18 protein-coding genes and 1 other annotated feature are annotated in these 19,695 nt (G+C 46.5%); of the genes, 7 read left to right on the top strand and 11 right to left on the bottom strand.

Features of this window, described 5'->3' with window-relative positions:
* The first annotated feature begins 12 nt into the window (after positions 1 to 12).
* Complete coding sequence (locus tag AB4Y93_RS01285; RefSeq protein ID WP_441888216.1) at positions 13 to 378, top strand: YmaF family protein; 366 nt, start codon at positions 13 to 15, stop codon at positions 376 to 378.
* Positions 379 to 432: 54 nt separating this feature from the next.
* Here the strand turns inward: AB4Y93_RS01285 and AB4Y93_RS01280 are convergent, their stop codons facing one another.
* From AB4Y93_RS01280 to AB4Y93_RS01265, 4 genes are all read right to left on the bottom strand, one after another.
* Positions 433 to 1,383: a D-2-hydroxyacid dehydrogenase family protein gene (locus tag AB4Y93_RS01280; protein WP_441888215.1), complete on the bottom strand. Its 951-nt coding sequence runs from the start codon at positions 1,381 to 1,383 to the stop codon at positions 433 to 435.
* Positions 1,384 to 1,480: 97 nt separating this feature from the next.
* A complete protein-coding gene (gene asd / locus AB4Y93_RS01275) occupies positions 1,481 to 2,566 on the bottom strand; it encodes an aspartate-semialdehyde dehydrogenase (RefSeq protein WP_441888214.1) in 1,086 nt (361 codons plus the stop codon).
* 128 nt (positions 2,567 to 2,694) lie between these two features.
* Positions 2,695 to 2,958, bottom strand: a binding site (T-box leader).
* A 56-nt stretch (positions 2,959 to 3,014) separates the two neighbouring features.
* Positions 3,015 to 4,220 carry a multidrug efflux MFS transporter gene (locus tag AB4Y93_RS01270; RefSeq protein WP_441888213.1) on the bottom strand — a complete coding sequence of 402 codons (1,206 nt, stop codon included), beginning with the start codon at positions 4,218 to 4,220 and terminating at the stop codon, positions 3,015 to 3,017.
* Between the two features lie 39 nt (positions 4,221 to 4,259).
* Positions 4,260 to 4,820 carry a cysteine hydrolase family protein gene (locus tag AB4Y93_RS01265; protein WP_441888212.1) on the bottom strand — a complete coding sequence of 187 codons (561 nt, stop codon included), beginning with the start codon at positions 4,818 to 4,820 and terminating at the stop codon, positions 4,260 to 4,262.
* Positions 4,821 to 4,956: 136 nt separating this feature from the next.
* Between AB4Y93_RS01265 and AB4Y93_RS01260 the strand changes: the two genes are divergently transcribed.
* Positions 4,957 to 5,568, top strand: coding sequence for a TetR/AcrR family transcriptional regulator (locus tag AB4Y93_RS01260; protein ID WP_441888211.1), 612 nt, complete (start codon positions 4,957 to 4,959; stop codon positions 5,566 to 5,568).
* A 51-nt stretch (positions 5,569 to 5,619) separates the two neighbouring features.
* Here AB4Y93_RS01260 and AB4Y93_RS01255 read toward each other — a convergent pair whose 3' ends face one another.
* Together AB4Y93_RS01255 and AB4Y93_RS01250 are read right to left on the bottom strand one after the other, a co-directional pair.
* Entirely contained in the window at positions 5,620 to 7,146 is a 1,527-nt protein-coding gene (locus AB4Y93_RS01255) for an FAD-dependent oxidoreductase (RefSeq protein WP_441888210.1), read from the bottom strand.
* Between the two features lie 76 nt (positions 7,147 to 7,222).
* Positions 7,223 to 8,419, bottom strand: coding sequence for an MFS transporter (locus AB4Y93_RS01250; protein WP_441888209.1), 1,197 nt, complete (start codon positions 8,417 to 8,419; stop codon positions 7,223 to 7,225).
* Positions 8,420 to 8,846: 427 nt separating this feature from the next.
* Between AB4Y93_RS01250 and AB4Y93_RS01245 the strand changes: the two genes are divergently transcribed.
* The 4 genes from AB4Y93_RS01245 to AB4Y93_RS01230 all read left to right on the top strand — a co-directional run bounded on the left by AB4Y93_RS01245 (position 8,847) and on the right by AB4Y93_RS01230 (position 12,329).
* On the top strand, positions 8,847 to 9,296 hold the full coding sequence (locus AB4Y93_RS01245; protein ID WP_441888208.1) for a carboxymuconolactone decarboxylase family protein: 450 nt from the start codon (positions 8,847 to 8,849) through the stop codon (positions 9,294 to 9,296).
* Positions 9,297 to 9,386: 90 nt separating this feature from the next.
* Positions 9,387 to 10,283: a sigma-70 family RNA polymerase sigma factor gene (locus tag AB4Y93_RS01240; RefSeq protein ID WP_441888207.1), complete on the top strand. Its 897-nt coding sequence runs from the start codon at positions 9,387 to 9,389 to the stop codon at positions 10,281 to 10,283.
* A 122-nt stretch (positions 10,284 to 10,405) separates the two neighbouring features.
* Positions 10,406 to 11,146: a FadR/GntR family transcriptional regulator gene (locus AB4Y93_RS01235; protein ID WP_441888206.1), complete on the top strand. Its 741-nt coding sequence runs from the start codon at positions 10,406 to 10,408 to the stop codon at positions 11,144 to 11,146.
* Positions 11,109 to 12,329, top strand: a complete 1,221-nt coding sequence (locus AB4Y93_RS01230; protein WP_441888205.1) for a CynX/NimT family MFS transporter — start codon at positions 11,109 to 11,111, stop codon at positions 12,327 to 12,329. Before AB4Y93_RS01235 ends, AB4Y93_RS01230 begins: the two co-directional genes overlap by 38 nt.
* Positions 12,330 to 12,368: 39 nt before the next feature.
* Here AB4Y93_RS01230 and AB4Y93_RS01225 read toward each other — a convergent pair whose 3' ends face one another.
* The 5 genes from AB4Y93_RS01225 to AB4Y93_RS01205 form a co-directional block, all read right to left on the bottom strand.
* Positions 12,369 to 12,677 carry a hypothetical protein gene (locus AB4Y93_RS01225; RefSeq protein WP_441888204.1) on the bottom strand — a complete coding sequence of 103 codons (309 nt, stop codon included), beginning with the start codon at positions 12,675 to 12,677 and terminating at the stop codon, positions 12,369 to 12,371.
* Positions 12,678 to 12,805: 128 nt separating this feature from the next.
* On the bottom strand, positions 12,806 to 14,344 hold the full coding sequence (locus AB4Y93_RS01220; protein WP_441888203.1) for a UxaA family hydrolase: 1,539 nt from the start codon (positions 14,342 to 14,344) through the stop codon (positions 12,806 to 12,808).
* A complete protein-coding gene (locus AB4Y93_RS01215; protein ID WP_441888202.1) occupies positions 14,341 to 15,849 on the bottom strand; it encodes a tagaturonate reductase in 1,509 nt (502 codons plus the stop codon). The genes AB4Y93_RS01220 and AB4Y93_RS01215 overlap by 4 nt, the downstream gene beginning before the upstream one ends.
* Positions 15,846 to 17,297 carry a glucuronate isomerase gene (gene uxaC / locus AB4Y93_RS01210; RefSeq protein WP_441888201.1) on the bottom strand — a complete coding sequence of 484 codons (1,452 nt, stop codon included), beginning with the start codon at positions 17,295 to 17,297 and terminating at the stop codon, positions 15,846 to 15,848. Before uxaC ends, AB4Y93_RS01215 begins: the two co-directional genes overlap by 4 nt.
* 12 nt (positions 17,298 to 17,309) lie before the next feature.
* Positions 17,310 to 18,605, bottom strand: a complete 1,296-nt coding sequence (locus AB4Y93_RS01205; protein ID WP_441888200.1) for a Gfo/Idh/MocA family protein — start codon at positions 18,603 to 18,605, stop codon at positions 17,310 to 17,312.
* 130 nt (positions 18,606 to 18,735) lie between these two features.
* Between AB4Y93_RS01205 and AB4Y93_RS01200 the strand changes: the two genes are divergently transcribed.
* Positions 18,736 to 19,605, top strand: a complete 870-nt coding sequence (locus AB4Y93_RS01200) for a helix-turn-helix domain-containing protein (protein WP_441888199.1) — start codon at positions 18,736 to 18,738, stop codon at positions 19,603 to 19,605.
* Positions 19,606 to 19,695 lie beyond the last annotated feature (90 nt).

Genomic DNA, 19,695 nt, shown 5'->3' with positions numbered 1-19,695 from the left:
GGTTCGTCCAATATGCTTAGAAAAAGAGCGACAATTAATAAGAAAGCGGTACCATGTTACAAGGTACAAAGGCATGTCCATGAGTTTCAGGGCAGCACTCAGCTTGCTGAAGAAGGAGATGATCGTCATAATCACCGCTTCGCAGGTGTTACAGGTCAAGCGATTCCGCGAGGAAACAGTCATGTCCATGAAATTGATTTGACCAATACAGATTTCTTTAATCATTTTCATAAATTGAAAAAAATTACGACAGGACCAGCTATCCCTGTCGGAAGAGGCAAGCATGTTCATTTTGTAAAAGGCATGACGACCTTCAATGATGGTCATGTTCATCAATTTAAATTTTCGACCTTAATTCAAGCTCCGCTAGTTAAATAAAGACCAAGAAGAGATAGAATGTCGGCTATACCAATCGTCTATCTCTTTTTGAAACTATATTAATACGTTTACCGGTAAACCATTCAAATACGCCTCAACATCTCCTACAATTCCTTGATAAAATCCGCGATACGCAGCTTCCGTTACATAGCCGATATGCGGGGTAGCCAGCACATTTGGCAGCGACCGGAACGGATCATCCTGAGGCAGCGGCTCTTGTTCGAATACATCAATGCCGGCACCAGCTATCTTGCCGGTTCGCAGTGCTTCGAGCAGAGCTTCACGGTCAACGATGGGTCCACGAGAGGTATTGATCAGATACGCAGTTGGGCGCATTCTTTCGAGCTCCTGAGCACCAATTAAACCTCTCGTACGATCACCTAATACAAGATGAATGGATATAAAATCGCTGTTCTCGAGCAGCTCTTCCTTGGAAGACGCAAGCGTAACTCCTGCCGCCTCCGCTTTCTCAGCAGTGAGATTCTGGCTCCAGGCCATAACCTCCATGCCAAAGGCTTGTCCAATCCGAGCAACATTTGTCCCGATATGACCAAGTCCAAGTAATCCAAGTCGTTTGCCTTTCAGATCAACCCCAATGGTCGATTGCCATCCACCGCTCCGTACCGCTTCATTTTCCAGTACAAGCTTCCTTGCAAGACCAAGAATTAGCGCCCAAGTCAGTTCAGTTGTACCCTCGCCCCCACCGCGTGTACCACATACTATTACACCTAATTCGGCTGCAGCTGCGAGGTCAATAGAGTTATTCCGCATACCGGTCGTTACCAGAAGTTTTAAGTTCGGCAAGCGTTCCAGTAACTCTCTCTGGAATGGTGTCCTCTCCCGCATGATCACGATAATCTCGCAATCTATGATCGCGGCAACAAGCTCATCCTTATTGTAAAAATGATGGGTGAACACTTTTAAGTTAATCTGGTCAGTAACTGTCGACCAATCCGCCATTGACAAGGCGGCGTTCTGGTAATCATCTAATACTGCACACTTCATAGGACCTTCTCCTCCTCATACACAAACGATAATAGGCAGAAATTAAAAAAAACAGCAAGCCCCTTAAAAGCTAGTAGGAGCTTGCTGCAGCTTATCATTATTTCGCTTGGATATAGCCTTCAGCTTTCAACAGCTCGGCGATCAATACTGCGCCGCCTGCTGCGCCTCGAAGCGTGTTATGCGACAAACCTACGAATTTGAAATCATAGAGGGAGTCTTCACGAAGACGTCCTACTGATACACCCATTCCGCCTTCAATATCACGATCCAGGTTCGTTTGTGGTCTGTTCTCTTCTTCGAAGTACGTAATGAATTGTTTAGGTGCACTTGGCAGACCCAGCTCTTGCGGACGGCCTTGGAACTCTTTCCAGCGTGCAAGAACTTCTTCTTTCGAAGGTTTATTCTCAAACTTTACGAATACAGTAGCCAAATGTCCATCCGTTACAGGAACACGGATACATTGTGTTGTGATGATTGGCGAGCTCGCTTTTACGATCTCTCCGTCTTCTACGGTGCCCCAAATCCGAAGCGGCTCTTGTTCGCTTTTCTCTTCTTCGCCGCCAATGTATGGGATTACGTTATCCAGCATTTCCGGCCAGTCAGTAAAGTTTTTACCCGCACCAGAGATCGCTTGATAAGTCGACGCTACTACTGTTGTAGGGTTGAATTCACGCAAAGCATGAAGGGCCGGCACATAGCTTTGAATCGAGCAGTTTGGTTTTACGGCGATAAAGCCAGTTGTTGTGCCCAGACGTTTTCTTTGCGCTTCTATCACTTCAAGATGACTTGGGTTAATTTCAGGGATAACCATAGGAACATCCGCCGTCCAGCGGTGAGCCGAGTTGTTCGATACAACAGGCGTGCCTGTCTTCGCATAAGCTTCTTCCAGTGCTTGAATCTCTTTCTTAGGCATATCTACTGCGCAGAATACGAAATCGACTCCTGCGGCAACTTCTTCTACTTTAGAAGCGTCTTGTACGACAATATTTTTAACGGCTTCAGGAATTGGCGTAGCGAGCTTCCATCTTTTTTGGACAGATTCCAAATACGATTTGCCTGCCGAGCTTGCACTCGCTGCGATAGCCGTAACTTCAAACCAAGGATGCTGATCCAGCAATTGAACAAAGCGCTGGCCAACCATGCCTGTTCCTCCAACAATACCAACTTTGAGTTTTTGTGACATAAGTGTATTCAAATCCCTTCAGTCTGATTTTGTATGCCATACCTTACATGTATGCGGTATATTTTCCTTTGCAACTATGGTGAATTCCCCGTCCAATAAAAAAATCCCACCCCCAAGACTCCTATAGTCTCAGGGACGAGATTTGAATACTCGTGGTACCACCCTAAATTCGCGGATATGTCGCCATATCAGCCTCTTCGAGTACGGCATAACAACTGTAACGCTTATACTCTAGCTCTGTAACAGGAGCTCCTGTCACACCATCCCCTACCTATCGGTTCCGATGTGCTGCTCAGAGTCTTTCTTCAATAAATGATTCTTTGCTCCTTTTCAGCAGGCGGAGCTCTCTGGGAAAGAATTCGTTTATTTACTCGTCTCTTCATTGCATTTCATATTGCGATTATAATAACAAAAATCCTACCTGAGGTAAACCCATTTTGCAAAAAAATTAACGGCTTTCAACCGCTATCACATTCAGTTGTTTATAGGCTTTGAAATAAACCCAAGCTGCATTGAGGAGCAGAATGGTTCCAGTTGTGAAGAATACAGCCCGTAGACCAAACCATGCAGCAATTTGACCGCCAAGAATTGAACCGATGAATACGCCAAGATATCCTGCCGACATGGAAAAACCGAACACTCTGCCTGTCAGTGCATCCGGTGTAATTTTCTTAAGAAGAATGTTGACCGAAGGATTAAGTCCTCCAGCTGCCAGACCAAGCAAAAAGCGGAGAACCATAAGCTCCCAAGGCTGATGGACTAAAGCCTGCGGAATAAACAACAGCCCTGCAAAGATTAACGCGATTAGCATTACTTTATGGGCACCAATCTTGTCAGAAAGCCTGCCAAGTCTAGGTGCAGCTATCATATTTGCGAGCCCGGACGAGGAGAATATAACCCCAGCCAGCAAAGCAACATGCTCCGTATTACTCGTTAAACTTGTTACATACAACGTTAGGACCGGCTCAATGGAATACATGGCCATCGTCAAGGCAAAATACGTCACGAACAACGTGATGATTAGGTTTTTCTCAGGGATACTCCCCCATACTTCCTTCATGCTCTGCGCCTTTTTATCTACACGGGTGAAATTCTCTTTCACGAACAGAAGGGTTGTAATAAAGGCGAACATTAAGAGCACTCCGGTAATAAAAAATACATTCCGCATGCCGAAATGCAATTCAATAAAACCGCCGATTGACGGCCCCAGCAGTGAACCTGCAATACCTGCCGTAGACAAAGTTCCGAGCGCCCAGCCGGCATGTGCTTTATCGGTCTGTGTAGCAATTAGAGCTGTACAGGCTGAGGCATATCCGGTAATGATCCCTTGCAGCAAGCGAAGGCCAATCAGTTCATACACATTTTGTGCAAAGCCCATACTAAATATGACGATTGCCATGCCAAGACTTGCCCTTAGCAGCATAGGCTTCCGCCCAAATTTATCTGCAGCGATACCCCATATTGGGGAAAACACAGCGGAAAGGATAAAAGTAATACCAAACGCAAGACCGGAATACTGCTCAACTAAATGGGTATCAGAAACACCAAGATGGTTAATGTACAGCGGTAACACCGGTGCAATCTGGCTCATACCGATACTTGCAACAAACACGCCGAACCAACAGACGTACAGGTTTCTTTTCCAAATTGGCATTGCTGCCAGGCCTCCTTCTATCTAAAGCCCACTTGTTGATTAAGACAGAGTCTGAGTCCAAGCATCAACAGTCTGTACTTCAGCCTGACGAGGGAATACTTTCTCCGTAAGAACGCGGTGAACCTCAGGATCTGCATCGAGGCAGGCATCGGATAGTACGGTAATGACATAATCTTTGTCCGCTGCTTCACGCACTGTAGACAAAACAACACCACTTGTTGAGATGCCGCAGATCACAAGATTCTCGATTTGTTTGCCCCGAAGAATAACCTCCAGATTACTACCGGCAAACGCGCTAATCCGGAACTTCGTGACGACAGGCTCGCCTTGCTGTGGTTTTACTAATTCATGAATTTGCGTGGCATGATCCGTGACAGTCATTCCGCCATGTTTAGCAAGTGCAGAGAAAGACTTATTTCTTGGACTCACTTCAGGGTATCCTTCGCTAAATGCAACCCGAACATAGATTACCGGGATTTGATTCTGCCGAGCAGCATCAATCGCTTTCTGGAACGGGAGCAAAACCTCCTCATTTTCCGCGAATCGCGAAACGAAGCCATTTTGTAAATCCATCACTAATAAAGCGGTATTGTTGTTCATGCGTTGTACACACTCCTTGTTCGTATGATAGTATTAAGCGGAGAACTCTCCTCTTGACCTCTTGATATTAAACGGAGACCTCTCCGTTTGTCAACAAAGGTGGAAAATAATCACTAGGATAGGATGTGAAACGATCGTGAAAGATGAAGAAATCACTCCCCCAAAAGCGGAACGCCGGGATGCTGCCGAGAATCGTCAGCGTATCTTGAATGCCGCTCTTCAATTGTTTGAACAGCATGGTGTCGAACAAGTCAGTATGAATCAAATCGCGGCATTAGCACAGATCGGACCTGGTACCCTATATCGTCGTTACCGAAATAAGAGCGAGCTATGTCTAGACTTGATGAAAGATAATCTGGTGATCCTGTTTGAGGACATTGATGCCTATCTGGAGCAGCAACGGGATGATTCACCAAGCTCGAGACTGAAAGGTATTCTTGGCTTATTCATCCGCTTCCGGGAGAAGAAAGCTCAACTGCTAAAAGGCGTTGAAGATTCTTCTTCTATGAATCGTCCGAACTCAAGGACAAAAGGTCCCCTCTACCACGAGCTTCATGAATTGCTGGTTCAGCTCTTTGATGAGATGCTTGCTGTATCCGGTCAAACTCAGCCTAACAGCGTATTCCGTGCCGATATGCTTCTAAGCGGGATAAGCAGTGACTCCTATTTATTTCAGCGAGAAGTTCGCGGATATACACCAGAGATCATCCTGGAGCAAATTTGCACAACCTTTATCTCAGAAAATTAAGCAAAAAACCAGCAAAATCCATGGAACTGGATTGCTGGTTTTTTATGCTGGTTATAATCGTTTCAACGGCTTCTCTGCAGGACCCTCGAGCACTTCACCTGTGATCGCAAAGCGAGATCCATGACATGGACAATCCCATGTACGTTCCCCATTGTTCCATTCCACTTCACAGCCCATATGCGTACATGTCGTATCCACAAGATATAGCTGACCATCCTTGTCGCGATAACCACCTGCCCGGCGCCCATGGATTTGTACAACGCTTCCCTCATCCTTCTCGAGCAGTTCCGGACGTTTCTTAACATGCTCCAGCTTGCCGGTAATCAGATGCTTGGCAACATCGACATTATCAGTAATCAGCTTGCCTACCGTCTTCCAGGATAAGGAGCGTGATGGAGTGAACAGCGATTCGTAAGGATTATCCTTTTCCATGATCAAATCCCGAATAAGAAGAGCTGCTGCTGTACCGTTCGTCATCCCCCATTTTCTGAAACCTGTTGCGATATAGACGTTAGGGGTTGAAGCAGTTATTCGCCCGATAAAAGGAAGCTTATCTCCCGTTGTCAGATCCTGCGCGGACCATCTGTAGGCAATTTCCTGTAGCTTAAACTGATTTTCAGCAAATCTTCTCAGCTCATCGTAATGATTAATTGTGCAGATGCCCTGCCCTGCTTTATGACTCTGGCCGCCTAGAATAATTAACTTAGATTGATCCTCAAGCTCCGTATAGCGAATGGAACGCTTTGGATCCTCTGCACTTAGATACATACCGCCGGGATAATCATCCTCCACCTTCAAGCCAAGTACATAAGAACGATCGGCATGCATGCGAGCAAAATAAAACCCCTGCCCATCATAGAAAGGAAAATGGGTGCATGAAACGACATACTTGCATTCGATTCTGTGCCCGTCGCTTGTCATGACCTTTGGTGTATCGACTTGTTCTATATCGACAGCCGTAGTTTGCTCATAGATCTGACCACCTTGCTTGATAAATTCATCAACGAGCTTATGAAGATAGTTCAAGGGGTGGAACTGCGCTTGGCTTTCCATTTTAACAGCACCAAACATCGGAAGCTGCAAAGGTATTTTGTCAAGATATGCTCCTGGAATGCCTAATTCCTGATAAGCCTTCGCTTCCTTCTCAACCTTCACGATAAAATCCACATTATGGGTATATACATAAGCATCCTGCATGGTATAACCGCATTCGATTTGGTGCTTGTCGATCGTTTGCTCGATAAAGCTCATAGCCTCTTTCGCCGCTTGATAATACAGAGAAGCTTTCTCTTTCCCTTCGGATTGAATAAGTTCATCGTAGATCAAGTCATGTTGTGCGGTTATTTTGGCTGTCGTATGGGCAGTTGTTCCGCTCAAAATTTCTCCAGCTTCCAACAAGACAACGCGGAAGCCTTCCTGGATGAGTAAATACGCTGTTGTAATCCCGGAGATTCCGCCGCCTACGACAACAATATCGGTCTCACTATTTTGCTCCAGCTTCGGATATTTCGGGCGTTCCGTCTCTGAAGCAGTCCAATAGGACTCGGGAAACTGCGGCAGCTGCTTATGATAGGTCATTGGTATAGTCCTCTCTCTTGTCGGTATACATATTTCCTTAATTTGCACCTGAAGGAGGATTATATTCATTGGTCTGTCAAAGAATTGATCGCTTTCTTGTCTCTCTTATGAGAGGAAGTATGAAGGAAGAACCTGCAATGATTAATACACCACTTATCACATACACCGTAAGAAGTGAGAATGAATTCTTTAAATAACCGGACAAAAACATCCCAATCACCATCATCCCCATAAAGACCGGCATAATCGCTCCAGATACCCGCCCGATATAAGCCATCTCTGTGTTCCGGACAATCAGCGTCTGGATTCCGCCCTGAATGGCAGGATAAACGAATCCGCTAATGATTAGTAAGACTAACGTCAGCCAAATGACAGTGGAAGCTCCAATTCCAATCGTACAGACGGCAGTGACAAGCAAGCCCGAAACAAAGAGCAGCTGCGGTTTTACCTTTTTAGCCGCCCCCATGATTACAGCTCCTCCTATGAGCATAGCAGCACCATTTGTCATCACCAGCCATTGAAGAAAAGATTTCTCCTGCCCCAATTGCTCTACGACGATAAAAATCTGAAGCGGCTGCGTTAGTCCCGATGCAAACCCTACAACCGCAAAGGTTAGGATGAGTGTTCGTAAGGACAGATTAGACCAGACGTAGTTCAGTCCTGCAATTAATTCTTTGGCAACGCTGCTGTCTTCGTTTGTTGTTGATTCGTCTGTGTCTCGAGGAAGTGTTGCTAAGATAAACGATGAACCTAGGAATAGAACAGCCGTAAGGATCAGAGAGACATGAATACCAAGCTTGAGAAAAATAATTGTACCAACGACGGGTCCAAGCACCATAAAAATCGCGGCGAGTGTCTGAGACATCGCCATCACACTCTGCAGCTGCTCACCCGGTACATGCCGTTTATACAGCTTCATAGCTGATGGCTGAGAAAATTGTGACAAGCTGGCGGAAATAAATGATCCGATAAGCAGCGCCATCCATCCACCGGATAGAAGAGCAATCAGAACAGCGACTACGGATAAGGAGGACAGCAGATCACTCCCCACCATGGTCCGCTTTGGCTTCCATCTGTCTGCTAAAGTCCCGCCAATAAGCGCAAACAGAAAGATCGGAGCAAATTCCGCTACCGAGATCAGGGATACATAGACCGGATTATTATCTGTAAGGTCCGTCACATATAGAAGGACGGCATAATTTCGAATCCATATTCCCAAATGCAGAAGCACCCTGGAGAAAATTATCGTTCGAACATAACGATTGGTGAACATGTTAAATACCTCTTATCTTTTGATTTTTTAAAAACTAAACATGAGGTCGCCAGAAGATTTCCTCCAACAACAGGGATAGATTGCTTTTTCCATTTCACCTCTTCAACTCGTTTTCACTAGATTACTTATTTACTAATTTACTAAATAACTGGTGTCAGTGTATCTTGGATTTCCTCGTACGTCAACTCGTTTTTTACAGACTTTTCTAGCTGGCCTCTGTCCACCAATCTCGTTCTTGCCTGCTGCAGCACGGTTTTTCCAACCTATTTGGCAACTTTCCTAAATTGCCCTGAACCTTGTAAACCCTTCAATTCCGCGCTTACAAAAGAAAATCAAAAAACTTTCTGCTCACCTGTCACAAATCCGGATCCTCAATTGTCTTAGATAACGAGAACAACACAAAACGATTATATTGGAGGAAATTCATATGAAATTACGTTTAGATCACCGCGAGGCTAACCCTGCAGCTCTTCAAGCTTTGATGAAACTGGAAGGTACAGCCATGCAATTGAACCCGGACAAAACGCTGTACGAGTTGATCAAAATTCGTGCATCGCAAATTAACGGCTGTGCTTTCTGTCTGGATATGCATACTACGGACGCTCGTAAAATTGGCGAATCGGAGCAGCGTATTAATCTGATCGTGGTTTGGCGGGAAACACCTTTGTTTACTGAGAAGGAACGCGCTGTACTTGCTCTTACGGAAGCACTCACTCTTGTAGCAAACGCTGGTGTCCCACAAGAGATTTATGAAGAGGTTCGTAAGCACTTTACAGAAGCGGAATATGTCGGCTTGATCATGGCGGTTAATGCCATCAACAGCTGGAATCGAATCGCTATTGCTACTGGCATGTTCCCAGGTTGTTACGAGGCTTAACAACAGCTTGTCCCAAAGAAACCACTCTATGGAGAGTGGTTTCTTGTTGTTCTTTACGATATGATCAATTTAGCTAATATTAGGAGGTCGATGTGCTTGACGTCGAACGAAATGACATTGGAAGTGGAACAACTATACCGGGAATTTAAGCCCCTGCTTACCTCAATAGCCTATCGAATGCTTGGTTCCATGAGTGAAGCAGAGGATGCGGTCCAGGATGTGTTCGTCACGGTCAGTAAGCTCGACGGAATCGACATCGAACATCCAAAAGCTTATCTAGTCAAACTCGTAACGAACCGCGTATTGAATCTCATGAAATCTGCCCCCCGCCAGCGGGAAAGCTATCCCGGGCAATGGCTGCCCGAGCCGGTTATTGAGTTCGATACGGAGTCTATGCCGCTTGAAAGCGTCATTCAACATGAGCAGCTAGGCTATGCCCTGCTTGTGTTATTACAGACTTGCACCCCGCCCGAGCGTGCAGTATTTGTTTTGCGGGAGTCCTTCGGATATGATTATGCCGAAATTGCGGCGATGCTGGATAAATCAGAAGCTGCCTGCCGTAAAATTTTCAGCCGTGCTTCAACGAAGATTGGCCATTCTTCTGTCATAGAAAATGAGACATCTCTTGATGACTCCATGAATCGCTTTATTCAATCCTTCTCGCAAGCGACTCATACAGGCCGTTTAGACGGCTTCATCCACCTGCTTACTGACGATGCGGTGCTGTTAACCGACGGCGGAGGAATTGTTCGGTCTGCTCTTAATCCGATTATGGGTCCACAACGAATAATCGCTTTTTTCGATGGCATTGCAAAAAAAGGTGCATTCGAAGGAACCTGGCAGCCGGCATCAATTAGTGGTCAGCAAGGCCTTCTTCTTATGCATAACAATCAGATTGTGAAAGCCTATGTTTTCGAGCCTGATGAACACTCAAATAAAATTAGAGCTATTTATGTGGTCTCTAATCCGGAGAAGCTGACCCGATAGCCTTAAACCAACAGACCTTTTCTCGAACCATGAGAAAGGTCTTTTTTTAATTAAACTTTGCAATTTTCTTTCTTTAGCGTTAAAATAACCAAACATCCTACGTTTAAAGAAGGAGCATGACCATGTTAAAGCAAACGAAACGATTAACGCTTGTCGAGCAAGTCGCTGAGCAGATCGAAGGTTTGATCACATCTGGTGTTTGGGCGGTTGGTTCACGTGTCCCTCCTGAGCCTGAACTAATGGAACAGCTTCAGGTAAGTCGTAACACATTAAGAGAATCCATTCGTGCACTTACGCATGCTGGTTTGTTAAAAACTAGACAAGGCGACGGTACATACGTGTGCTCTTCAAGTGCGCTTGGACCTGTTCTGAAGAAGAGAATTATGCGTTCCAAAATGCTCGAGACACTTGAAGTCAGGCAAGCCTTAGAGCAAGAAGCCGTCAAGCTAGCCGCTTTACGCAGGGACGAAGAGGATCTGGTGAAGATAACCCATTGTCTTGAGCAATGCAAGCTGGCGATTAACACGCAGGATCCCCAAACCTATGCCCAATGGGACATTGAGTTCCATCAGGCCGTTGTCTCTGCTTCTCATAATGACTTACTTATTGAGCTATATGATTATATCTCCGAAAGCCTGCAGCACATTGTAGTGGAGCTATTCGAAAAAGCTGATTTTAAAAAGTACTATGACACGCATGAACAGCTTCTCAAGGCTATCCAAGAACAAGACAGTGATATGGCGGTTGAAATCGCTCATCTATTCATACAAGAATCTCAACAACATCTTACGAGTGACAACACGACCGGAACCGGAGGACATCTTCATGAATCAAATAAACAGTCTGATCAGACCAGAGGTTAAAAAAACTTCCGGGTTTCTGCTCGTATTAGGCATCATTTTTGTTGCAGCCAACCTCAGAGCACCAATCACTTCGGTTGGTCCACTAGTCAATTACATCCGGGAGTCCACGGGTATTACCCATACCGTAGCCGGACTTCTAACTACAGTACCTTTGCTGGCTTTTACCTTCATGTCCCCTTTCGCCCCGCAGCTTGCGAGACGTTATGGCATGGAGCGTGCCATCCTGTATGCCTTGCTGCTGCTGGCGGCAGGTACAGTCATTCGTTCCTTTTCAAGTGCATTTGCGTTATTTGGCGGGACGATGCTGATTGGCTTAGCGATTGCGGTATGTAATGTGTTAATACCTGGTCTTGTTAAACGTGATTATTCGAAAAAAGTTGGTCTGATGACCGGCATATATTCTGTTTCTATGAATTTATGCGGAGCACTTGCTTCGGGGATCAGCGTGCCGCTTGCCCGTGATGCGGGACTTGGCTGGCAAGGTGCTTTAACCTGCTGGCTGGTACTCACAGCGATCGCTATTGTATGCTGGCTTCCACGAATCCGGCAGGTTCAAATGAAAGCAGCTATTTCTCATTCCGACAGCAAATCTGTCGCAGCTAGACCATGGCGTTCCTCTTTAGCCTGGCAGGTTACTTTCTTTATGGGACTTCAATCGTTTATCTTCTATAATTTGGTCGCTTGGCTTCCTGAAATATTAAACAGCCGTGGGATGAGTGATGACACAGCCGGCTGGATGCTGTCGCTTATTCAATTATCCATGCTGCCTTTTACTTTTCTAATTCCGATCATTGCCAGCCGGATGAAAAACCAACGGGTTCTTGTTATTATCACTACTCTTCTCTATCTCGCAGGCATTGGTGGACTCTTTATCGACGGAAATACACTAGTACCTTTATGGTCCGTTCTTATCGGCATTGCAGGTGCAGGTTCCTTCAGTCTCGCAATGTTATTCTTCACCTTGCGAACTCGCACAGCACAAACCGCTGCAGAGCTATCCGGTATGGCACAATCCGTTGGTTACCTGCTTGCAGCCATTGGCCCTTTACTATTTGGTGTCATCCATGACGCAACGCATCACTGGACGGTATCTATTCTGATGCTGATTGCGGCAAGCTTGCTTATCTTTATTTTTGGCATGGGAGCAGCACGTGATCGTTATGTAGGCGATCAAGCCAAATAAACTAAAAAAACAACTCCGACGTTCGGAGTTGTTTTTTATTTAACCTTCTACAATATCAGCTTCCAGCTCGCTGGCGATCTCAAGCATCATCGGAATCACTGCTTCGTTAGTACCGGACACATACAAGTCTCCATCATAAAGCCGGAATGGGATCTTCACTTCTCCAAGGCTCCACATAAAGAAATCCCCATCTATGGACATCGTGCTCTCAGGACCCTTCACCGTAAAGACAGGACTATATTCAAAATCCAGCTTGGCAGCAAACAGCTCCTTGCATTCCTCTATAGTAAGGTCAAGCACATTGCCCGATTCTTTAAGTGATCTAGTAATGCGATAACGTTGGCTCATTATAAGGCTTCCTTCTTTATCAATTGTCATAAACATTCCTATTATTATACATGACTACCCCTCTCTCATCAAAAGGAAATAACCTAGGATGCCGCTAATCGCGGGCAGCCTAGGTTATTTAATTAATGCTATAAAATAACGCCGTCTTTAAAAATAGCTATTTCGCGGAATCCATTACGTTCATTATTCGTCTTACGATCTCCGGAGGCAAGCTCAACGATTTGCCCAAGCAGATCATCCCTTAATTCATCCATTGTCTTGCCTTCAATTAATTGACCAGCATTGAAGTCTATCCAATTCTTCTTACGCTCGGCAAGCTGTGTATTCGTAGCAATCTTGACAGTTGGCACAGGTCCGCCAAATGGTGTTCCACGTCCAGTCGTGAACAACACGATATGCGCTCCAGCTGCGGAAAGTGCCGTTACCGATACAAGATCATTGCCCGGCGCCTGAATCAGATTTAATCCCGGCTTCCTGGACGGCTCTCCGTACTGCAGAACATTCGTTACCGTTGCGTGTCCACCCTTTTGTGTACAGCCAAGCGACTTCTCCTCGAGAGTTGTAATGCCTCCATCCTTATTACCCGGTGACGGATTCTCGTAGATCTCCTGCCCATGCCGAATGAAGTAGGCCTTAAAATCATTAACGAGGTTAACTATCCCGTTAAATACCTGCTCGTCAGCTGCCCGATCCATCAGAATCGTCTCCGCGCCGAACATTTCAGGCACTTCGGTCAACAGCGCCGTGCCGCCTGCAGACGTAATAGCATCCGCAATCCGACCAACTAGAGGATTCGCCGTAATCCCAGAGAAGCCGTCAGAACCGCCGCATTTTAAGCCGATACGAAGCTTAGAAAGTGGCAGCTCTTGCCGTTTGAAGCGTTCAGCATATTCCACCAGCTCGCCAATCAGCTTAACCCCCTCTTCCAGCTCATCTTCAACCTCTTGGGATTTCAGAAACTTCACACGATCCGGGTTATAATCCCCTATCGCCTTCTTGAATGAATCGATCTGGTTATTCTCACAGCCTAATCCAATGACCAGAACACCTGCCGCATTGCCATGCCGCACCAGTGCGGAAAGAAGCTTTTGTGTAGCCGTTAAGTCATCTCCCAGCTGTGAGCAGCCATATGGATGTGGGAAATGATGTACACCGTCGATCGCATTCCCCTCGAATTGGCGATTAGCCAGCTTGGCAATGGTTTCACAGGTTTTATTGATACATCCTACTGTGTTGATGATCCAGATTTCATTCCGGATCCCAACCTCGCCGTCTTCACGAACATACCCTTGGAAAGTTTTTGGTTTCACAGACAAGGCTGGTGCAGAAGGCTTTGACTCCACCATAGGCTTATACTCATATTCCAGCACTTCACCTAATCCAGTACGGAGATTATGGGTATGAACCCAGCGGCCGGTCGTAATATCCTCTTTGGCGACTCCAATGGAATAGCCGAATTTATGAACATGCTCACCTGCAGCTACTGGATGAATAATAATCTTATGACCACGTGGTATCGGCTCAGCGACCGCAACGGATTGCTCGTGCTCGCTGCTATCTGACGAAGGCCATCTGACGATCTCACCGGGCTCAATATCGCGCAGCGCGATGACCACATCATCCTGAGGATGAAGAAGCGTTGCGTTCGTTACGGTTGAATTTCTCATGCTTTCTCCTCCAACTGTGCGAGCTCATCCGTCAATACATCCAGCAATCCCGGTATCTCAGTCAGATCGCTGCCCCACCACGAAGCTCGGCTAAGAACGTCAGCAATCAGCTCTTTCACTTGCAGCTCGCTATTGTCGACTTTGCTCCACAATGCTGTGAGTTCCGAAAGTGCCGCTGCATCATCTCTGATGACTTGACTCTCACCATTAAGCTTGCTGCCTGCATACCCGCCATCTTCCGTTTGCTGAACACGATAGAGCCGAAGAAGGGAAGCAAAGGATTTCATAATAAGCGGCGGCAGTTCGCCTGTCCGTTCATGGTATGCCATAAGCGTCGGCAGCAGCCGAACCTTAAACTTGGACAGACTATTCATCGCAATATCCGTCAGCTTATGCCGGACATAAGGATTGGCGAAGCGCTCAATCACTTGCCCTGCATAGACTCTCATCTCTGCTTCCGGCAGAGGGACTGATGGGACAATTTCATCAAAAATAACTCTGCGAAGCTGCTCGCCGTATACCGAATGCTCGACGACTTCTCTTACTTCTCTTAATCCATGAAGCACTCCAAATGCTGCCATCCAGGTATGTGCACCATTCAGAATACGGACTTTACGCTGCTGATACGGCTTAAGATCATGGGTCCATACGACATTTAATCCTGCCTGTACGAATGGCAGCCGTTGATCCAGCTCCTCTTCGCCTTCAATCGCCCAGATATGGTAAGGCTCTGCTGCATTAAGCAGCCGATCCTTGACACCCCATTCCGCATAACGATCATCAGCTTCCTCAGCAGGAAGACCCGTCACAATTCGGTCGACAAGCGAATTAAGGAAACGATTATGATTTCGAATCCAATTCACGAATGCCTCAGGAAGCTGCCAATCCGCAGCATGCTGCAGGACGATCTCCCGAAGCTTATCTCCATTCCGTTCAACGAGCTCGCATGGCAGCAATAAGAGCCCCTTGCCTGGGTCACCGCCAAAATGCTCAAATCTGCGGAATAGCAGCAGCGTCAGCTTGCCCGGATAAGATAATATTGGCTGATCTGGCGCCCATTCGGATGGCGTGTAGACCAGTCCCGCTTCCGTTGTATTTGATACAATCAGTTCTAGGTCTGAGCTCTCTGCCATAGCCAAGAATTGATTCCATTCCTTATAAGGGTCTATACATGCAGAGAAAACAGAAATAAGCTCCCGCCGATCGATAAGCTCCCCTTCGTGTAATCCTCTAATCCATTGATAATAGAGACCATCTTGCTCGTCAAGTTCCTTGAGCTTAGCCGCGCCAGAGGGCCGCGGCTGTGACACCGCGACGCTGCCTAGGAATAAGCCTTGCTGATTACAGCGATGAATCATCCAGTCGACAAACCCCCGAAGGAAATTACCTTCGCCGATTTGCAGGACTTTCACCGGATAAGTCTTCATTCGATCATAGGCTGCTGCTTCTTCGGCCGTTAGACTTGCATAGTTCAGCGGTTGAATGCCATTTTGCAGCTGGCTCATCGTGAAACCTCCGCCTGAACTTTAATGCTGCCCGATTCTGAGCCGAAACGGAAATATTGTTCCGCATTCCGGTAACATACGCCTTCCACGATTTGTCCAAGCAGCTCCATATCTGCCGGCACTTGACCAGATTCCACCCAATCTCCGAGCAAATTGCAAAGAATTCGGCGGAAGTATTCATGGCGTGGGTAAGACAAGAAGCTCCGAGAGTCCGTTAGCATACCAACAAAACGGCTGATAAGCCCCATATTCGCGAGTGACTTCATCTGTGCCAGCATGCCGTCAATCGTATCGTTGAACCACCAAGCCGAACCGAGCTGAATTTTGCCAGCAATCGTGCCATCCTGGAAGCTGCCGATGATCGTCCCCAGCACATCATTATCCGATGCATTCAGCGAATACAAGATGGTACGCGGCAGACCGCCATTGCTTTCCATGCTGTCCAGCAGTCTAACAAGCGGGCCTGCTAATACACCTGTATGAATCGAATCATAGCCCGTATCTGGACCAAGACGCTTCATCATAGCTGTATTGTTATTTCGGTGAGCATGAATATGAAGCTGCATCGCCCAGCCGTGCTCTGCATACAGACGAGACAAGTACACCAATGTATAAGTCTTGTACTGTGCCTCTTCCTCCAGACTTACAGCTTCGCCACGAAGCGCTTTGGCATAAATAGCTGCCGCCTGCTCCTCAGTGGAATCTGCATACATGACCGTATCGATGGCATGGTCAGATAACAGACATCCCGTCTGATGGAAGAATTCCACTCTCTCCTTCAGTGCTTTAAGCAGCAAGCTGTAATCCGAAACCTCATAACCACTTACGTCCTCCAGACGGCTGATCCATGGCAGGAAAGTCGCACGGTTAATCTCGAGCGCTTTGTCCGGACGGAACGAAGGCCGAACCTGGAAACCATGACGGTCTTCCTCAATGAGCTTAATATGATAGTCTAGCGAGTCCGCAGGATCATCCGTTGTACACACGACACGGACATTAGACACACGAATCAAGTCTTGAGGCGTCATTCCATTGCCTTCGAACACTTTATTTGCTTTTTCCCAAATGACCGGGGCATTCTTCTCGTTAATGAGCTCCTCGATCCCGAATAATCTCTTAAGCTCCAGATGAGACCAGTGATATAACGGATTTCCAATTGCCATTGGAACTGTCCGTGCATAGGCAAGGAAACGATCGTAATCGCTTACTCCTTCGCCGCCAGTCACATATTCCTCGGAGATGCCGTTTGCCCGCATCGCACGCCATTTATAATGATCGCCGTACAGCCATACCTCCGTCAGATTACGGAAGGGTACATTTTCATAGATCGCTTTAGGATCAAGATGGCAGTGGTAATCGATAATCGGCATTGCTTTGGCAAACTGTTCGTACAGGTGGAAAGCTGTCTCGCTATTCAATAGAAATTGATCATCCATAAAAGCTCTCATTCTGCCACTCTCCTATTTATAAAATTTCACAAGCTCATCAACTTTTACAGCTTGGCCAGTGCGGATCGACTTGTTCGCTGCAATACCTGTCAGAATGGAGCGTGCACCGTCGATATGATTAGCCGCACGTTTGAAACGATCCTCAACTGGCACGCCGAAGATATCGTTCAAGAGAACCGGGTCGCCGCCGCCATGACCGCCTTCTGCCTCTTCAAACTGTGCCGTGTAAGCTTCGTCAAACATCGGGAAGACAATGATGTTAACGCCTTGTACCGCGCCTTCAAGCGCTTTGTCGCCTCCGGAGTTAACGTATGACTGTTCAATGACATTCATTTCGATACGGCCTTTTGTACCATTAAAAGCAATACGGTAGCCTTCCCATGGCAGATAGGCATTAAGCGAATACGTCAACAATGCTTTGTTCTTGTAGCGTACAAGTACACTCATCGTATCTTCAATCGAGATGCCATCGCCAAACACGCTTTGGTCGCGACGGTAGCCGTCTTCTGACTCTGCATCCAGGTACATGGCCTTCAGATGCTCATTATCATCAAGCGTAAGGGCAAATGGATCGTCTTTGGCATTCGGATTACCTGTTGCACGCTCATAGAACTTCGTTACTCCACGTTTCTCCGCATTTTCACGTCCGTAGAAGAGCAAATCCCCCATCGCAAATACAGACTCCGGCTCCGAGCCAATCCAGAAGTTAACGAGGTCGAAATGATGCGTCGATTTATGAACCAGAAGTCCACCGCTGTTGCGTTTATCGCGATGCCATCTGCGGAAGTAGTCCGCGCCATGCTGGGTGTTTAGCAGCCACTCGAAGTGAACCGATGTAATATCGCCAATTGTTCCATCTTCAATCAATTCACGAGCTTTCGTATGATGCGGTGCATAACGATAGTTGAAGGTTACGCGCACTTGGCGACCTGTCCGCTCAACAGCATCAAGAATTTCCTGGCATTTCTCCTCGTCAACCGTCATTGGTTTCTCAGTAATGACATCACAGCCAAGCTCAAGCGCACGAATGATGTATTGGTGATGCGTACGGTCGACAGTTGTAACAATCACGTAATCCGGTTTGATTTCCTCGATCATACGCTCGAACTCATCACTCTTATAAGTGCGTATTTCCGGATAGTCGTATTTTTCTTTCAATAGTTTATTGGCATAATCCATACGAACCTGATTAATATCGCAAAAAGCCAGAAGCTCCGAAGTTTCCCGGAATCTGGTCGCTATCGCCTGATAGAAAAATTCCGCTCTTCCGCCTGTTCCTACCTGCACATATGTTTTTTTCGAAGTCATGAATATACCTCTCCTTATTTTGTAATCGCTTTATACCTAAAAGATACAGCAATATTTGCTCAATATCTCCGCAATATATGCTAGAATTATAGCGATGCCGCAAATTTTGTCTTTCGGAGGTACATCTGTCATGAATCTAGGAACCGAACTAACGTATGGCAACTCGGAGGATTTATTTTTCCTCGAATATAACAAACGCAAAGGGCATTTCACGATGTCCATCGACCATATACACGGGCAATATGAGCTTTATTATTTGTTTAGTGGTGAACGGCAGTATTTTATTAAAGACCGTACTTACCCGATTCAAGCTGGTGATCTAGTCCTGATCCCAAGCAATGAGCTGCATAAGACCTCGGATACCGGCGTACCTAATCATGCTCGGATTGTGCTCTATTACAATGAACGTTATTTCGACAGCTACTCGAAGGAAGAAGCTGCTCTACTCCGGTCTCCCTTCCTTGGTTCGCGGAGAGTACTGCGCCTTACCCATCAGGAAAGACTGCGCTTTGAGCAGCTGTTATATGGACTTCTTCAAGAGGTTCAGGAACAAACACCCGGACATGAACTGCCGATTCGTCATGCAGCAGCCGAAGCGTTATTGTTCGCAGCCCGTCATATGATAAACAGCAAACTGGAACCTACCGAAGGATCTTCTCCTCCCTCGCCAGCTGCCGCCAAAGCCATGGAGATTGCAAGCTATATCGCTGAGCATTACCGGGAGCCTTTGACACTGGACGAGCTGAGCCGCAGGTTTCATTTAAGCACTAGTTATCTGAGCCGTACCTTTAAGAAATATACAGGCTTCGGATTAACCGAATATATCGGTATTACCCGTGTGAAGGAAGCGCAGCTCCAACTGCGAGAGACGGCTGAACGTGTGACGGAGATTGCCGCAGATGTAGGATTTGAGAGTTTATCGCAATTCGAGCGTGTTTTTAAAACCCACGTACGCCTCTCGCCGCGGGATTACCGCAATCAATATGGGCAAAAGTGCTAAGCGAATGCAGCGTCAAAAATTACCCTTCGTCTTTTCGTTAAGTGGTAAGGTATAATAGAGGCTTACATCATGTTGAACATCCGGGAGCAA

The sequence above is a fragment of the Paenibacillus sp. YAF4_2 genome (assembly GCF_052113225.1).
Classification (GTDB): domain Bacteria; phylum Bacillota; class Bacilli; order Paenibacillales; family Paenibacillaceae; genus Pristimantibacillus.
Note: the sequence above shows the minus strand (reverse complement) of the source record. Positions and strands in the feature narration are given on the sequence as shown.

What these genes read in the sequence shown, in the direction of transcription:
- AB4Y93_RS01285 (WP_441888216.1), top strand. Translation starts at nt 13, where the DNA reads ATGCTTAGAAAAAGAGCGACAATTAATAAGAAAGCGGTACCATGTTAC.
- AB4Y93_RS01225 (WP_441888204.1), bottom strand. Translation starts at nt 12,677, where the DNA reads ATGAGCCAACGTTATCGCATTACTAGATCACTTAAAGAATCGGGCAAT.
- AB4Y93_RS01265 (WP_441888212.1), bottom strand. Translation starts at nt 4,820, where the DNA reads ATGAACAACAATACCGCTTTATTAGTGATGGATTTACAAAATGGCTTC.
- AB4Y93_RS01230 (WP_441888205.1), top strand. Translation starts at nt 11,109, where the DNA reads ATGAATCAAATAAACAGTCTGATCAGACCAGAGGTTAAAAAAACTTCC.
- AB4Y93_RS01250 (WP_441888209.1), bottom strand. Translation starts at nt 8,419, where the DNA reads ATGTTCACCAATCGTTATGTTCGAACGATAATTTTCTCCAGGGTGCTT.
- AB4Y93_RS01200 (WP_441888199.1), top strand. Translation starts at nt 18,736, where the DNA reads ATGAATCTAGGAACCGAACTAACGTATGGCAACTCGGAGGATTTATTT.
- AB4Y93_RS01255 (WP_441888210.1), bottom strand. Translation starts at nt 7,146, where the DNA reads ATGACCTATCATAAGCAGCTGCCGCAGTTTCCCGAGTCCTATTGGACT.
- AB4Y93_RS01245 (WP_441888208.1), top strand. Translation starts at nt 8,847, where the DNA reads ATGAAATTACGTTTAGATCACCGCGAGGCTAACCCTGCAGCTCTTCAA.
- AB4Y93_RS01220 (WP_441888203.1), bottom strand. Translation starts at nt 14,344, where the DNA reads ATGAGAAATTCAACCGTAACGAACGCAACGCTTCTTCATCCTCAGGAT.
- asd (WP_441888214.1), bottom strand. Translation starts at nt 2,566, where the DNA reads ATGTCACAAAAACTCAAAGTTGGTATTGTTGGAGGAACAGGCATGGTT.
- AB4Y93_RS01270 (WP_441888213.1), bottom strand. Translation starts at nt 4,220, where the DNA reads ATGCCAATTTGGAAAAGAAACCTGTACGTCTGTTGGTTCGGCGTGTTT.
- AB4Y93_RS01235 (WP_441888206.1), top strand. Translation starts at nt 10,406, where the DNA reads ATGTTAAAGCAAACGAAACGATTAACGCTTGTCGAGCAAGTCGCTGAG.
- uxaC (WP_441888201.1), bottom strand. Translation starts at nt 17,297, where the DNA reads ATGAGAGCTTTTATGGATGATCAATTTCTATTGAATAGCGAGACAGCT.
- AB4Y93_RS01280 (WP_441888215.1), bottom strand. Translation starts at nt 1,383, where the DNA reads ATGAAGTGTGCAGTATTAGATGATTACCAGAACGCCGCCTTGTCAATG.
- AB4Y93_RS01215 (WP_441888202.1), bottom strand. Translation starts at nt 15,849, where the DNA reads ATGAGCCAGCTGCAAAATGGCATTCAACCGCTGAACTATGCAAGTCTA.
- AB4Y93_RS01205 (WP_441888200.1), bottom strand. Translation starts at nt 18,605, where the DNA reads ATGACTTCGAAAAAAACATATGTGCAGGTAGGAACAGGCGGAAGAGCG.
- AB4Y93_RS01240 (WP_441888207.1), top strand. Translation starts at nt 9,387, where the DNA reads ATGTGCTTGACGTCGAACGAAATGACATTGGAAGTGGAACAACTATAC.